Here is a 13,791-nt window from a genome sequence, read left to right on the forward strand (position 1 = left end):
CGGTGATCTTGCCCGAGTCCTTGGTGTACGTGCAGGTGACAAGGCGGTCACCGGTCGTCCAGGACTCCTTGGTCGGCTGGTAGTACGAGCCGGAGACGCCGGCCGGAACGGCCCAGGTGTCCGGGGCGAACTTCAGCTCCTCGGCCGGGCAGCGCGTGTCCGCGGCTTCGACGATCGCGTCGTCGCCGGGGTAGGTGCCGTCACCCTCGTCGATCTTGAACTCGCCGTAGACCTGGCCGTCGTGAGCCTCGGTGCACGGGACGACCTCGATCGCGAATTCCTCGCCCATCTCGCCTTCGGCGACAGGCTTCGAGTTCGGGTTGTAGCAGTCGCCCTGTTTGAGGTCGAAAACCGACTTCTGGCGGGCGGCCTTCTTTATGCCCTCCTTGGCACTCTCGGCGACGGAACAGCCGGACGCACCGATGGCGAGAAGTGCGACAGCAACGCATATACCGCGCATGGAACGGGACTTGGCACCGAAAGACATAGCGTGTGAATCCTCAAGCGGAAGTAAAGGGGGCGAACTGATGTGCGCATCGTATGGCATGGCTGTGACAACGCTGTGCGACCCAGGTTTACGCTCACCGATCCCGGGTAGACGTTTCGGCCCGTCAGCCGCCCCTCACGTCGCACGTACGCGGCCCGCCAGCCGCACGTACGCACCCCCTCAGCCGCACGTACGCGGCCCGCCAGCCGCCCTCAGTGGCCCGTCAGCGGCCCCTCAGCCGCCCGTACGCCGCCGCTTCGTCCGGATCACGACCCACACCGCGCCGATCACGATCAGCCCGCCGAGCAAGGACTTGCCCTTCCCGGTCGCGCTCCCGCCGTCCCCACTGCCCCCACTGCCCTCGTCGGCCCCGGCCCCCTTTCCTCCCGCCTCCGCCGAGGTGGACCCCCCGGACCCGCCGCCGGAGGCGCTCGGTTCGGGCGTGGCCTGCGCCGCGTTGGTGCCCTTCACCTCCAGCCGACGGACCTGGCTCCGCGGGCCCTCGGAGCCGAGCATCAGCGCCGTGCCGTCCGCCGTGTACGTGACCGACTCGGCCTGCATCATGAACGGGGCGCCCACGCCGCGTTCGTCGCCGAGCTTCCCGTCGTCGAAGGTGTACGCGTCGGCGCCGAGGTAGCCGCGCAGCACCAGTCGCGTACCGTCCGGGGAGAACGCCCCGTCGGTCACCCACGGCACCTCGGCGACGCGCTTGAAGACGTTGTTCCCGCTGGTGGAGAGGTGCTCGGGGCCTTCGTAGAGGCCCCCGCCGTCCCGGTTCTTGGAGGCGATCCAGACCCGCCCCGTCTTCGGGTGGACCATCAGCGCCTCCGCGTCCCGGGCCCCGTCCGCGTACGTCACGTCGAACTGGGTGGCGCGCACCGTGACGTCCCCCAGTGCCTTCGGTTCGGGAAGCCGGTAGATCCAGACGTGGTCCCAGGTGCCGTTGAGGTTGTCGCCGATGTCGCCGACGTAGAGGTTCCCGTCCGGGCCGAGGGAGATCGCCTCGACGTCGCGGGGCTCGCCCACGCCGGTCATGGTGACGGTGGCGACGGTCTCGCCGGTGCGGGAGTCGACGGCGTAGAGGTAGGGGCCGTCCTCGCTGTCGTTGTGGGTCCAGTAGACGCCGGGGTGGATGCGGCTCGCGGCGAGCCCGCTGGACTCGGTGATCCTCGGGTCCTTGATGGTGAAGGTCTGGTCGGCGCCGTCGTCCGCCAGGGCCGGAACGGTCCCCGCGAGCAGCAGGGCGGCGGTACCGAGGGCGGTGAGAGAGGCACGCATGGCGCAAGTGTCCATCATCACGGTGCGGCCCGAACGGGAGATCGGGGATGATGACGCCATGCTTTTCCAGTCTGCCGCCGCCGAGTCCACGCCCTGCGGTGGTGCGGCATGACCCTTCGCGCGAACGCCGTGCGCTTCCTGTTCGTCGGCGACTCGATGACCGTGGGCCGGGCGGGCGACTTCACCTGGCGCCACCGGATGTGGCAGCACCTCGAAGCGACCCTCGGCGAGGGCGGTTACGCCATCGTCGGCCCGCGCACGGGGCTGTACGACGCCGAGGTGGACGCCCCGGTCTCCACCGCGTACGCCGACCCGGCGTTCCCCGCCCCGGCCCGGCGGCATCTGGCCGGCTGGGGCGAGGGCTGGCTGCACATGGCGCCGGTGATCGAGGAGGCGGTGGCCGGATCCGGTGCGGACGTACTGCTCGTCTCGCTCGGTCTGATCGACCTCGGCTTCTACACCGACAGCGACCAGACGGCGGCGAACGCGCGCGCCTTCATCACCGCCGCCCGCGCCGCGAACCCGCACGTCAGGCTCGTGCTGCTGCCCGTCATCCCGAACGTCCGGGCCGAATCCGACGCGCCCTTCGCCGACTCCTGCGCACGCTTCAACACGCTGCTCGCCCAGGCCGTCGCGGACCTCTCCACCGCCGCGTCCCCGGTCCTGCTGGCCGCACACCCTTCCGGCTACGACATCCACACCGATACGTACGACGGCACGCACCCGGGCCCGAGCGGCGAACACAAGCTGGCCGCCACCTTCGCGGAAACGATGCACCGGGCGTGGTCGCTGGGCGGCCCGTACACGCCCGAGCTGGTGCCGGAACTCGCCCTCTGAAGCCGGGCCCGCACACTTTCTTCACCCCGCCCGCCGGACACGCACATGCCGCTGATAATCTGCGGCCTCCCGCCTGCCGGTGACACGTCCCGGCAGGCGGGACTTGTATTCCGTGACGTTCTCGCACGTCCGGTACGAGCCGAAGAGGTGTTTCTTTGAAGTCAGTTCGCAGGTCCGGCACCATCGTGGCACTCGCGGGGGCACTCACTCTGGCCGCGCTCTCCACCGCTCCGGCAGCACAGGCGGCGTCCACCGGCATCACGATCACCAGCGTCGTCGTCAACGGCGGCAAACCGATCGTCGTGGGTACGTCCGACGCCAAGGAGCCGTCGCTCAACTTCCGGGTGACGCTGCCCGCCGGTTACTCGGTGGACGACTCGTCCCGCTTCACCGCTGAACCGTTTCTCTACCACGGCTCCACCTCTGCCGCCGGCGTCGCCGCCCGCGACGCCCTCCACATGGGCTCCTACACCTGCTACAAGGTGAGTACCCGGGTCGCCGACTGCAAGGGCTACCTCTGGATCAAGCCCTCGCAGCTCAACTCCGCTGCCGACGCGGGCACGTGGAAGGTGGGCGTCGCGGCGGAGCTCATCAGCTCCAAGGGAGCGATCCTCGCCAAGGAGTACAAGACCGCGACGGGCACCGCCTCCGTACGCCGCTGGGCGAGCCTCACGGTGAACGCGGGCCCCGAGCCGGTCGTCAAGGGCAAGACCCTCACGGTCACCGGCGCGCTCACCCGCGCCGACTGGGCGACCCACAAGTACGCCGGGTACGGCAGCCAGACCGCCTCGCTCCAGTTCCGCAAGACCACCAGTTCGACGTACTCCACGGTGAAGACCGTCAAGGCGAGCTCGACCGGCGCCCTGAAGACGACCGTGACCGCCTCGGTGGACGGCTACTGGCGCTGGACCTTCGGCGGTACGTCCACCACGGGCACCGCCACGGCCACCGGCGACTACGTCGACGTGCGCTGAGCCGAACCCCTACCGGTCCGGGCAGACCTGCCCGGACCCGACGGCGGCCGGGGCGTGGGGCACCTCCCACGTCCCGGCCGCAGCCCTCAACAGGCTTCGTACCAGCCGTTGTTCATGCCGACCGCTGGGTCCCCAGCATCGACAGGGCCAGCTCCCACAGCTCCCGCGAGACCTCTTCGGGCCGGGCCCGCCGGGACCGCCGGGTGTGGTGGGCCATCAGCTCGTGGACCGTACCGACCATGACGAGGACGTCCGCCTTGTGGTCGCCCTCCTCCGCCTCGCCCCGCATGACCGCGCGCTGGGTCTCGCCGGTCAGCCAGTGCGCCCACACGTCACGCCACCGCTTGCAGTGCGCGTCCACCGCGTGGCTCACGCCCAGCACTTCGACGAAGGTCACCCGGGCTTCACGGGGGTCCTCCGTCACCGCCTTCACATAGGCGTCGAAGAGGACCCTGGTGCGCTCGGCCATCGAGCACTCGTCCATGCCCTCGGCCATCATGGCGTTCTCGGCGGCCCGCAGGCCCTTGGTGGTCACCCAGTCGTGCAGGGCGATCAACAGGCCCTCCAGCGAGCCGTATTCCTCGTACAGCATCGACACCGGCACACCGGCTTTGTCGCAGACCTCCTCGTCGGTGGTCTGCTTGTAGCCGTACGTGCCGAACATCGCGCGGGCCGCGTCGAGGAGTTGGGCGCGCTCCCGTGTGCGAATCCTGTCCACGGACTCGGTCCCCAGAGTCCCCCAGCTGTCCGTCACCGGTCCTCCTTAGGCAGAAACGCGGGAGAGGGTCAGGTCGCCTCTGCATCGAACCGCCCGAGTCATTCTCCTCGCACATCACTCTCGATGCGCGAAACGCCACACTCTGCCACCCATGCAGCTATCGAACGCGGAAGCGTTGACGTGCGAAATACCGTGCGATGGAGCACGCCCCACCCGCCCTCATCCGAGAGGAAATTCGAAGGCCTGCACGGAAACTCGGCCCAACCCACTCGGACGAGTGACACTTTCCCACCGGCGCACACGGCGCGGTCGGGCGCGTCGCCCGGCGCCGCGCGCCTTCCGCCGCCACCGCTCGACCGCGACTCCCGCGACGGGACGGGCAACGGCCCGCACCAGCCACGAAAGCCACAGCCTCATCCTCGTTCGTCCGGTGCTGTCAACCACCCATGCGGGCCGCCGCACTGGATGACCTCGGCGAGCACCATCAGACCGACCGCGTCACAGACCGACCGCGTCACAGACCGAGCCGTCACAGACCGAGCGCGGCGTAGGCGGCGGCCTCCTCGCCCGAGTCGGCGTCCGCGCCCGGCGCGACTGCCGCGCCGACGTGGACATCGCGCCAACCGCCCTTGCCGTTCCCGGTCAGGCCCTCCTTCCCCTGGGCACGGGCCGCCGCGTTCCGGCTGGCCGCCCACGCCTCCCAGGCTTCCGCCGACCGGCACGCACCGCACTTGGTCTCACCGCCCGTCGCCCGGAACACATGTTCGTCGCCCGGGCCCTCGCAGGTCACCAACGGCAACGGCGGCTCGTAGGGCGCCACGTACGGAGGCTCGGCGAGGGGATTCCCGTCCACACCCTGGGGACGGGAAGCCGCCACGGACGCCGCACCCGGCGAACCACCCGACGAACCACCTGGCCGTACCCCCGAGGCGGCAGCCGCCAACGCGTCGAAGTGGCCGCGTTCCGCCGGCATCTTGTGCTCCAGCCGGTACCGCAGGAAGCCCACCGGCGAGTACACCCCCTCCTCCGGCAGCCACGAGATCAGCGTCTGCCGCAGATCCGCCGTCGACACGCCCCGCCGCAACCACTCCGCTGCCAGATCCACCAGCACCCGCGCCTCTCTCAGCCCCAGCGACAGCTGCTTCGTCCCGCGTCGCAGCGAGAGCAGCACCCGCTCGGCCTCCACCGCCTCGAAGCTCCGCTCCCCCACCGGCTCGTCCCTCGGCACGGCAACGGCCGCAGGCGCGCGCCGCCTCGGAGCCGGTACGGGCACGGGCACCGGCACGACCGGCGGCACGGGTACGGGCACCGGCACGACCGCCGGTCCGGGCACGACCACGGGCGCGACCACGGGAACAGCCACGGGAACGCGTTCGGGTACGACCGCCGGAACGGGTGCATGCACGGGCACGTCCGCCCCCGCGCCCACCGGGCCGGGAACCGGCCCCGGCACCCGCTCCGGCACCCGCTCCGGCGCCCACTCCGCCACCGGCCCCGGCACCCGCCGGACCGGCTTCTCCGAATCCTCCGGCTCCCCTTCGCCCAGCCATTCCGGCGGCTCCGACCAGAAACCCTCGCCGTCCTCCGCCGCGAATTGCGAGACACTCACGAACTCGCGTGCGCAAAAGCCTCGTTCATTTTTCGATTCGCGAACCGAGCCGGTAGGTAGGTAGGGAGGATGAGTTCGCCGATTGTTTTACGTGAGGTGGGTAGTCGCCGACCGACCGGGGCCTTGGTTCACCGACCGCCCGACTGTGGTCACTCGGCGCGACCTGCGCGAACGCATCCTCCGCGCAGAGCCCACGCTCCTCGGCCAACTCCTCTTCCTCGCGGTCCACATACTCCCGGCAGCTCTCCCAGTACGCCTCCGCCCGCTGACGGGAACTCGGCGCGTTCGACAGGATCTGCGCCGTGGCCCACAGGCCGCCCGGACGTCGATAGCGCCACTCGTGGAGATAGCCCTCGCGCTTCAGGAACTTCTTCGCCTTCTTGTACGGCCCGTGCTCGATGCCCGCGTCCTTGGCGAAATCCCAGAGCGGCCCGAGCATCCTCGGCCGCTGCACGGACGGAAGGCTCTCCATGTACAACACGATGATCTTCGCGTCACTGTTCATCCGCCGCGAGCCGACCAGCCCGCCCGAACGCCGCCCGGTGCCCGACACCGGAGAGATAGCATGCCAAAGCATCCCTGTGGACCTTTCTCGTCCATGAGTGGTGAAGGCCCTCGGAACGGTGTGTCTGCACCTCCGGGGGCCGCTCCACGCACGGATAAGTGCACGGAACGTGATGACGCGATCACCGTACATCACGCCGTAGCCACTCTTGTCACGATTTCGACGACAACAACCCCTGCGCGTGACCGAGGACTTCGCGCCACCCCATACGCCACTCACGCCACCCTCGTCACGCCGGTATCGCGGCGAACCCCGGCCCCGTAGCCGCACTCGGGCCCGCGTCCCACCCGAGGCAGGAGCCAGGGCCATCGACCGGGCCAGGGGCCAGGGCCATCGGGCCACGGGTCATCGGCCGGGCCGTCCGTCACCCGCTTCACCGGTCGGATGCGGCACGAACCGGCTCACCTGATGGGTGCTCGGGTAAGCGAGGCGCCCGCACAGCATGGTGATCCGGAGCGTCGCCCCGTCGACCCCCGCTTCCCGCAGAGCACGTAGAAAAGCCCGCAACACCGCCCGATCGGCGGTCTCCAGCACGACCTCCCACCGCCCCAGCTCGGGTGCGGTACGAGCAGTGGCCCGCCGCCCCTCGGCCTCCCGCCGACGCTTCCTCTTCGCTTGCCCTGGCATGGGGCCAGGATCACCACCCGGCCACGTGACGGCAAGGAACGCCGATCGCCCGGAGCCACCCACGCCACGCCCCGCCGGCCACCCCGCCGCACGCCCTCGACCCCGCCCGCGGGGAGCGAGCGGAGAGTGGCCGGATCACGTCGCTCCCGACCCAAGACGCTCTTGTAACAAAGTTCAGCCACCACCAAGATGTCGCCGTCTCGCACAGGGCCGACACAACTTCCTCCGAAAGGAACGATCTGTGAAGCACTACGGGCGAATAGTGAGCGTTGTCGCGGCTGTTGCCGTCACCGGAGCCGCGGCGTTCACGACCATCGGAAGCGCGAGCGCGGCCACGACGAACGTGAACGCCAAGTCAGTGAGCACCAGTTCAGCGGCACCGAAGAAGGCGAAGCTTTCGGCCACCGAGGACGGCCACCAGCTCTTCGCGGGCATCTTCTTCGCCCAAGGACCCGTGGCCGCGAAACTCGCGACCAACAAGCACCTCGACGGGTTCGAGCCGGGCGCGAACGACAGCCCCGAGGCAGTCCACGCCGTGGCCGAACTGGTCAAGGCGATCGAGCGGAAGTCCCCCGGCATCTTCGCCGACTTCTCGGCCAAGTCCCGCAGCGGCGACCCCAGACTCGTGGACGCGGCGGTGACCTCCCTCTCCCAGACGCTCGCCGGCGTCTCCGACTCGGACCTGTCGACCGCCCCCACCGACTCGGCGGACTGCGTGACCTTCGTCGTGACCGTGGCCGTCGCGGCGGTCGTCATCGGCGTGGCGACCGGCGCACTGGTCGTCAACGCCGCCGCCTTCTTCAACGTGGTGGTGGATGACACCGAACCGGAGGAGAACCTGACCAGGGAGGAAATCGTGGCGGAGCTGACCACCACACTGCACGCCGTCTGACCCGGAGAACCTCCGTCCGACCCGAGGAAACCCCGTCCGACCCGAGGAAACCCCGTCCGACCTGAAGTAACTCCGTCCGACCCGAAGTGACTCCGTCAACCCGCGCCGACTCCGGTACCGCCCTCCGCGGGGCGAGCCCGGGGTCGGCCCGCACACCCCGGACCCATGGAGAGACGAACAGTATGTGGTGGAAGGACTCCCCGCTCAGGGTGCAGGACCGCGTCACCGTGACCGACCGGCAGACCGTCGAGATACCCCGGGCCTGGATCACCGGGGTCGCGGTGCTCTGTGCCGTCGTCGGCCTGTACGTGGCGCAGACGCAGCTACCGAAGAACGTCATGCACCTGCCCGGCCAGCAGGCCGTCAGGCCCGTCGCGGTCGCCGTAACACCGCAGGGCTGGGCCTTCTTCACGAAATCGGCCCGCAGCACGGAATTCGAACCCTTCCGCTGGGACGGCTCGACCTGGTCCAGCGCATCGGCCGGCCGCCACTCCGAGCACGGATTCAACCGGGTCTCGCGCTCCCAGGGCATCGAGACCGCGTTGATCCTCCACGAAGCCGGTAAGGCCACCCCCACACCCTGCGCACTGGCCTCGCTCCAGGACTGCCTGAAGAACGCCCGAGGAGCCACCGCGGTCACCAACAGGACCCCGGACCCCACCCTGTGCGGACGGATCGCCGTGGTCGAGCAGAAACCCACCCCCTGGGCCTGGCGCGGCCTCCTGCCCGCCGCGCACACCCCGGAGAGCGCTTTCCTGCTGGACGTCTCATGCTGAGGCGGGTCCCCGTGCCGTGGACCAACGTGTACGGGCTCGCCCGCACGCTCCTCGCACTGGGCACACTCGGCACCCTGGCCTTCAGCAGCACGTCGACGCTGTTCCGTCCCGTGGCGACGCAGGGCACCTACCCCGTCTGCAAGTCGCTGATGAGAGCCGGCGTCTTCTGCCTGGCGCCCGAGAACGGTCTCACCGCGGCCCGTTGGCTGTGCGTCGCCGTACTCCTCCTCGTCGCCGCCGGGTGGCGTCCCCGGTGGACCGCGCTCCCGCACGCCTGGGTGTCCTTCAGCGTCTTCACCGAGATCGCCATCCCCGACGGCGGCGACCAGATCACCTCCGTCCTCTCGGCACTGCTCGCCCTCACCGCGCTCGGCGATCCCCGCCGCTGGCACTGGCGGCGACTCCCCGAGGGGGCCGCCGCGCGGCACCGCCGAGCCGTCCTCCTGGGGACGACGGGCCTGGTGCTCGCACGTCTCCAGATGTCCTTCCTCTACTTCCAGTCCTCCGTCGCCAAACTGCCCCACGCGGAATGGGCCGACGGCACCGCGATGTGGTACTGGGGACACAGCCTCATGTTCGGCGCACCCGGCCCGCTCCAGCCCCTGGTGGACCCGGTGCTCGCGTCCCCCGTGGGCGTCGCCCTGCTCACCTGGACGCCGCTGGCGATAGAAATCTGCCTGGCCGCGAGCCTGTTGCTCGCGCAGCGCTGGCGCTGGCGCGTGTTCGCCGCAGGTGTCCTCTTCCACCTCTCCATCGCCGTGATGATGGGACTGTGGAGCTTCGCCCTGGCCATGATCGGCGGACTGGTGGTCCTCTGCTTCCCTCTCGGCTCCCACCTCGACATCACCCCGCCCGAGGCCGTCCGCGGATTGCTGCGCCGGGCCACCGCCGCCGAACCGGATCTCCCGGCGGCCGGGGACGACCGCACGGAGCCCGAGACGGCGCCCGATACGGAGCCCCCGCGCCGCCGGCCCGTCCCCGCCCCGGGACCTGCGGGAACTTCGGCGCCCGTGGGCTCCTGACCGACGGGGGCCCCGGCACCGGACCATCGGCGGGCGCCCCGCTCACCGTGGTCCGGCCGTCCCTGCCGGGTCCGGGTCTCCGCCCCCGGCAGGGACGGCCGGTCTCCGACCCGGCCTTCCCTGTCGCCCGCGGACCTGGCACCCTCACCGGGGCACTCGTCCTCTTCCACAGGTGGGCGGTGGTGAACACCCCGCCGAGCCCGCACCCACCCGATGACGGCGGCGACCTCCGCGCCGAGGAAGCGACCGCGCGGGTTCTCACTGGAGCCGCCCGTATGCCTGGTCCCTCTCACCTCGCTGCCGTCCGCCAGTCGTACGACACGGTCGCCGCCGCATACTTCGAAAGGGTGCTCTCCCCGTCGGAGTTGGACCCGCTGTCACGAGGGATGCTGAACGTCTTCGCCGAGGTCGTGCGCACGGCCGGCCTCGGGCCCGTCGCCGACCTGGGATGCGGGCCCGGCAAAGTCACGGCGTACCTGGCCGCGCACCACGTCCACGTCTTCGGCATGGACTTGGCGCCCGCCATGGTCGAGCTCGCCCGACGCGCATACCCGAATCTGCGTTTCGGAGTCGGCTCGATGACCTCGCTTCCGATCAAGGACGACGTTCTCGGCGGCGTCCTCGCGTACTACTCCACCCACCACACGCCACCGGCACTGCTGCCGCTCGTCTTCGGCGAGTTCCACCGAACCCTCGCCCCCGGCGGCTCACTGATGCTGGCCGGCCACGTAGGGGACGACCTGCATCTGCGTCCCACCCAGGCGTACGGCGGGCATCCGGTGTCCTACGAGTCCTACCTGCTGCCGCCCGACCGGATCGCCGGACTCCTGAAGCAGGCCGGGTTCGTCCTCACCGCGCGCCTGGTGGAGGAACCGGACGAAGGAGCCGAGAGGACCTTCGCCACCTTCCTCGCCCACAAACCCGAACGATTGCCGGAAGCAGACCGAAGGGGGTGACTACGCGGGCCGACGCGGCACTGCCAACTGCTGAGAAGACACCGGAGCAATGAGCATCTCCTCGTCCACCTCCCCGGGTTCGGCCAGGACTCTCCCCACGGCCGGCACGAGAACCGCTGTTGCCGGCGCGGCGACCGTGAAGACGAACACCGACCGACCGAACCTCCTTACGTACCGCGCGACCTGATGCGCATCGGTACGCGGTTCGGGCAGTCCACGTGTCACACGTGCCCGGGTCCTCCTCGAAGACGGTCGGGTCCCCGATCCGCTCAGCGTTGACCGCGGTACCGATGTTCCATCCCGACCACGCGGCGGATACGGGGCGGACACGCGAATTCACCACGGCCGTGCCGCACGCGTTCCCCTGCCGCATCACTGGGTGAGCGCTGACCGCGCGCCCCGCTCCACCAGGGCGGCACACTCCGGACAGTCGGAGATGACCTGGTGTACGCAGTGCACCAGGTGGGCCAGGAACCGGTCGGCCAGTTCGAGGTTCGTGATGTGTTCGGCGATCCGGGCGCGCTTCGCGTTGACCAGGCCGATGCGGTCGGCCCGTTCCCCCGAGGCGAGTTCACGGATTTCGGCGAGCGACAGCCCGGCCCGCCGGCCGATTTGGATGAGGCGGGCCCGGCCGACGGTCTGGTCGTCGTAGACGCGGTGCCCGGAGGGCAGCCGGCGCGGGGTGAGCAGTCCGATGTCCTCCCAGTGCCGGAGGACATGGGTGGCCACCCCGAGCAGGGCAGCCGCACCGCCGATCTTCAACTCCACTGCGGACGTCACGCTCCTTTACTTCAGGTCGACCTGAAGTTATACCGTCCCGTCATCGACCCCACCACCCGATCACGAGAGGGACAGGGCTGCCATGTCCGACGCTGTGAGATCACCGACGCTGGCCGCATGCTGTGGCGCGGTCGCAAGCCTGGCCACGGGTTTTGTTCGCCCCCGACCCCGCGACCAGCGGTTTCTGCGCAGTTTGACCGACGCGGGGCTACCGGACACGGCGGTGTCGGTCACCGTGTCCGCACTGAGACAGGTGCCGCGGTCCGTGCCCACCGCACTGATCGTGGAGGGGCTGCGGCAACCGCGGCGCATCGCGAATTCGCTGTTGTCGTTCGTCATCACCCACCCGGAAGCGACGTTCATCGTGGATCCGGGTGTCTGCCTGGATGTCGACAGCCGTGCCGTCGCGCAATTGCCGTCGTTCCTGCGGGTCGCGGTGCGTCCCCCGGCGGACACCGTCGCCACCGTTACCGCGCTGCAGGAGTGGCCGGGTTCCGGCCTGGATTTCGCGTTGCCGACGCACGCGCATTGGGACCACGTATGCGGACTCCTCGATCTTCCCGGACTGCCGGTACGTCTGCACCGCCGCGAACACGACTGGGTCGCGCAAGGCTCGATCGCGCCCGTGGGTGGCGTCCGCGAGGCCCTGCGCGGCCGGGGCATCGTCCAGTACGAACTGGACGGCCCGCCGATCCTCACCTTCACCGCCGGCCACGACCTCTTCGGCGACGGTTCCGTCGTACTCGTCGACCTCGCGGGACACACCCCTGGCAGCGTCGGAGTTCTGGCGCACACGGCAGCGGGCTGGGTGCTGCTCGCCGGCGACGCCGCCTGGCACACCGACCAGATCGACCTCATCCGGCAGAAGGCCGGCTACCCCGGCAAACTCGCCGACGAGGACCGGCACGAGACCTTCCGGACGCTGCACCGCCTGCACGCCGTCAAGGACCGAGTCACGATCATCCCGACGCACGACCACCGCGCGGCCCAGCAGCTGCCGGCTTGATCACTCGGAGGAACTCCTGCGGGCACACGGGCTGTCGTCCAGCACCTGGACCGATCCGATTCCGGTACTCATGCCCAATGGGCGAGGAACATCGGCTCTGTTCCTCCGGACTCCCGAGGGGCGGCTCGCTCGGGACCCTCCGCCGGGGCAGCGCCTTCGCCCCACCGTCGCCCCACCGTCACTCCCACGAGGAAGCAGATCACCGCCGGCCCGCCGCCCGCACCCGTCCCGTCGACTCGTCCCTTTCGGCCCGGCGGCCTTCTCCCCGCACCCGGCCACGCACGGAGCCGGCCCTACTTCTTCCTCACGCCCTCGTTCCAGATGAGCTTCGCGATGCTCGGCTTCACCGCCGTGGTGATGACCCCCATGGCCGTACGGACGTACCGCCGCTCCGCCAACTCCCGGAGCATGCTCGCCGCGAGGTCCGCGCGGGCGGTGAAGACGCCGTCCGCGCTGGTCTCGGCGGTCCGGTACGCGGTGACGACTGGGTGGTCGAAGAGGCCCGAGGGGCGTACGGACGTCCAGTCCAGGTCCGTCCGCCGGATCACCCCCTCCATCCGTCGCATGTCCTCGTGGAGGGTGCGGCCGAGCCGCCGGTTGACCAGCGGGTCGAGCACGTGGTTGAAGAAGTACGCCCCGCTGGGCCGCCATTGGGGATCGGCGATGTTGGAACTGACGACGAGCAGCCGCGTGACACCCTGGCGGGTCATGGCGTCGGTGATGACTGTCGCGCTCGCCGAGTAGGTCGTGATGGGGTTCTTGCTGAAGCGGGTTCCCAGCGTGGAGAGCACGGCGTCCGTGCCCTCGATCGCCGTCGCGACGGCCGCCGGGTCGGTGGCGTCCGCGACCGCCACGGTGAGGCCCGGCCGGGGAACGAGGGAGCCGGGGCGGCGGGTCACGGCGACGACCTGGTGGCCGGCGGCGAGCGCCTGGTCGGTGAGGTGGCGGCCGGTCGGTCCGTTGGCTCCGAAGACGGTGATGCGCATGGTGTCGGTCGACCTTTCGTGTGGTTGCCGGAACGCCCTTGACTCTGCCGACTGCCCACCCCAGGCTCAACGTTGATGAATAACACCGGCCTCGTCGTCGCCCGCCCACCGGCCAGGGCGGGTGTCGAACGTCCCGCCTGTCCGGCGACGCCTGGCCCGCACGCTCACCACGTTGTCGGGGTCACCCCGATACATCCAGTCTCGGGGTGACCCTCCGCCTTGCGATCGCACGCACCGGACGCCGCCGGACCCGCCCTCCGGGCGGACGGCGCCAGGTT

At 70.1% G+C, this 13,791-nt stretch carries 15 protein-coding genes; 7 read left to right on the plus strand and 8 right to left on the minus strand.

From position 1 onward, the window contains the following. Window positions 1–487 (minus strand): septum formation family protein (locus tag ACWD3D_RS22675; protein WP_451462647.1); only part of this gene is annotated, 487 nt, incomplete at its 3' end. A 234-nt stretch (window positions 488–721) separates the two neighbouring features. Continuing rightward, window positions 722–1,765 carry a WD40 repeat domain-containing protein gene (locus tag ACWD3D_RS22680; protein ID WP_451462648.1) on the minus strand — a complete coding sequence of 348 codons (1,044 nt, stop codon included), beginning with the start codon at window positions 1,763–1,765 and terminating at the stop codon, window positions 722–724. 108 nt (window positions 1,766–1,873) lie between these two features. Here ACWD3D_RS22680 and ACWD3D_RS22685 point away from each other — a divergent pair, with 108 nt between their 5' ends. Next, complete coding sequence (locus ACWD3D_RS22685) at window positions 1,874–2,602, plus strand: GDSL-type esterase/lipase family protein (protein ID WP_451462649.1); 729 nt, start codon at window positions 1,874–1,876, stop codon at window positions 2,600–2,602. Between the two features lie 155 nt (window positions 2,603–2,757). Next, a complete protein-coding gene (locus ACWD3D_RS22690; protein ID WP_451462650.1) occupies window positions 2,758–3,576 on the plus strand; it encodes a hypothetical protein in 819 nt (272 codons plus the stop codon). A gap of 112 nt (window positions 3,577–3,688) precedes the next feature. On the opposite strand, the gene ACWD3D_RS22695 is transcribed toward ACWD3D_RS22690, so the two are convergent. The 4 genes from ACWD3D_RS22695 to ACWD3D_RS22710 form a co-directional block, all read right to left on the minus strand. After that, complete coding sequence (locus ACWD3D_RS22695) at window positions 3,689–4,330, minus strand: TetR/AcrR family transcriptional regulator (protein WP_451462651.1); 642 nt, start codon at window positions 4,328–4,330, stop codon at window positions 3,689–3,691. Between the two features lie 493 nt (window positions 4,331–4,823). Beyond that, complete coding sequence (locus ACWD3D_RS22700) at window positions 4,824–5,903, minus strand: hypothetical protein (RefSeq protein WP_451462652.1); 1,080 nt, start codon at window positions 5,901–5,903, stop codon at window positions 4,824–4,826. A 25-nt stretch (window positions 5,904–5,928) separates the two neighbouring features. After that, entirely contained in the window at window positions 5,929–6,480 is a 552-nt protein-coding gene (locus ACWD3D_RS22705) for a hypothetical protein (protein ID WP_451462653.1), read from the minus strand. A gap of 333 nt (window positions 6,481–6,813) precedes the next feature. Then, window positions 6,814–7,095 carry a hypothetical protein gene (locus ACWD3D_RS22710; RefSeq protein ID WP_451462654.1) on the minus strand — a complete coding sequence of 94 codons (282 nt, stop codon included), beginning with the start codon at window positions 7,093–7,095 and terminating at the stop codon, window positions 6,814–6,816. Between the two features lie 241 nt (window positions 7,096–7,336). On the opposite strand from ACWD3D_RS22710, the gene ACWD3D_RS22715 reads away from it, so the two are divergent. From ACWD3D_RS22715 to ACWD3D_RS22730, 4 genes are all read left to right on the plus strand, one after another. Then, window positions 7,337–7,987, plus strand: coding sequence for a sporulation delaying protein family toxin (locus ACWD3D_RS22715; RefSeq protein WP_451462655.1), 651 nt, complete (start codon window positions 7,337–7,339; stop codon window positions 7,985–7,987). Window positions 7,988–8,169: 182 nt separating this feature from the next. Further along, on the plus strand, window positions 8,170–8,763 hold the full coding sequence (locus ACWD3D_RS22720) for an SdpA family antimicrobial peptide system protein (RefSeq protein ID WP_451462656.1): 594 nt from the start codon (window positions 8,170–8,172) through the stop codon (window positions 8,761–8,763). Between the two features lie 11 nt (window positions 8,764–8,774). Continuing rightward, on the plus strand, window positions 8,775–9,785 hold the full coding sequence (locus ACWD3D_RS22725; RefSeq protein WP_451462657.1) for a sporulation-delaying protein SdpB family protein: 1,011 nt from the start codon (window positions 8,775–8,777) through the stop codon (window positions 9,783–9,785). A 275-nt stretch (window positions 9,786–10,060) separates the two neighbouring features. Then, complete coding sequence (locus ACWD3D_RS22730; protein WP_451462658.1) at window positions 10,061–10,741, plus strand: class I SAM-dependent methyltransferase; 681 nt, start codon at window positions 10,061–10,063, stop codon at window positions 10,739–10,741. Between the two features lie 372 nt (window positions 10,742–11,113). On the opposite strand, the gene ACWD3D_RS22735 is transcribed toward ACWD3D_RS22730, so the two are convergent. Then, window positions 11,114–11,521 (minus strand): MerR family transcriptional regulator, encoded by a 408-nt coding sequence (locus ACWD3D_RS22735; protein ID WP_451462659.1) that lies wholly within the window; start codon window positions 11,519–11,521, stop codon window positions 11,114–11,116. A 265-nt stretch (window positions 11,522–11,786) separates the two neighbouring features. On the opposite strand from ACWD3D_RS22735, the gene ACWD3D_RS22740 reads away from it, so the two are divergent. Beyond that, window positions 11,787–12,527 carry an MBL fold metallo-hydrolase gene (locus tag ACWD3D_RS22740; RefSeq protein WP_451462660.1) on the plus strand — a complete coding sequence of 247 codons (741 nt, stop codon included), beginning with the start codon at window positions 11,787–11,789 and terminating at the stop codon, window positions 12,525–12,527. Between the two features lie 293 nt (window positions 12,528–12,820). Here the strand turns inward: ACWD3D_RS22740 and ACWD3D_RS22745 are convergent, their stop codons facing one another. Beyond that, on the minus strand, window positions 12,821–13,513 hold the full coding sequence (locus tag ACWD3D_RS22745; RefSeq protein WP_451462661.1) for an NAD(P)-dependent oxidoreductase: 693 nt from the start codon (window positions 13,511–13,513) through the stop codon (window positions 12,821–12,823). Between the last annotated feature and the right edge of the window lie 278 nt (window positions 13,514–13,791).

This window comes from Streptomyces sp. NPDC002690, from assembly GCF_053592415.1.

Coding starts and splice junctions, on each gene's coding strand:
- ACWD3D_RS22685 (WP_451462649.1), top strand. CDS start 1,874: ATGACCCTTCGCGCGAACGCCGTGCGCTTCCTGTTCGTCGGCGACTCG.
- ACWD3D_RS22710 (WP_451462654.1), bottom strand. CDS start 7,095: ATGCCAGGGCAAGCGAAGAGGAAGCGTCGGCGGGAGGCCGAGGGGCGG.
- ACWD3D_RS22745 (WP_451462661.1), bottom strand. CDS start 13,513: ATGCGCATCACCGTCTTCGGAGCCAACGGACCGACCGGCCGCCACCTC.
- ACWD3D_RS22680 (WP_451462648.1), bottom strand. CDS start 1,765: ATGCGTGCCTCTCTCACCGCCCTCGGTACCGCCGCCCTGCTGCTCGCG.
- ACWD3D_RS22705 (WP_451462653.1), bottom strand. CDS start 6,480: ATGCTTTGGCATGCTATCTCTCCGGTGTCGGGCACCGGGCGGCGTTCG.
- ACWD3D_RS22730 (WP_451462658.1), top strand. CDS start 10,061: ATGCCTGGTCCCTCTCACCTCGCTGCCGTCCGCCAGTCGTACGACACG.
- ACWD3D_RS22720 (WP_451462656.1), top strand. CDS start 8,170: ATGTGGTGGAAGGACTCCCCGCTCAGGGTGCAGGACCGCGTCACCGTG.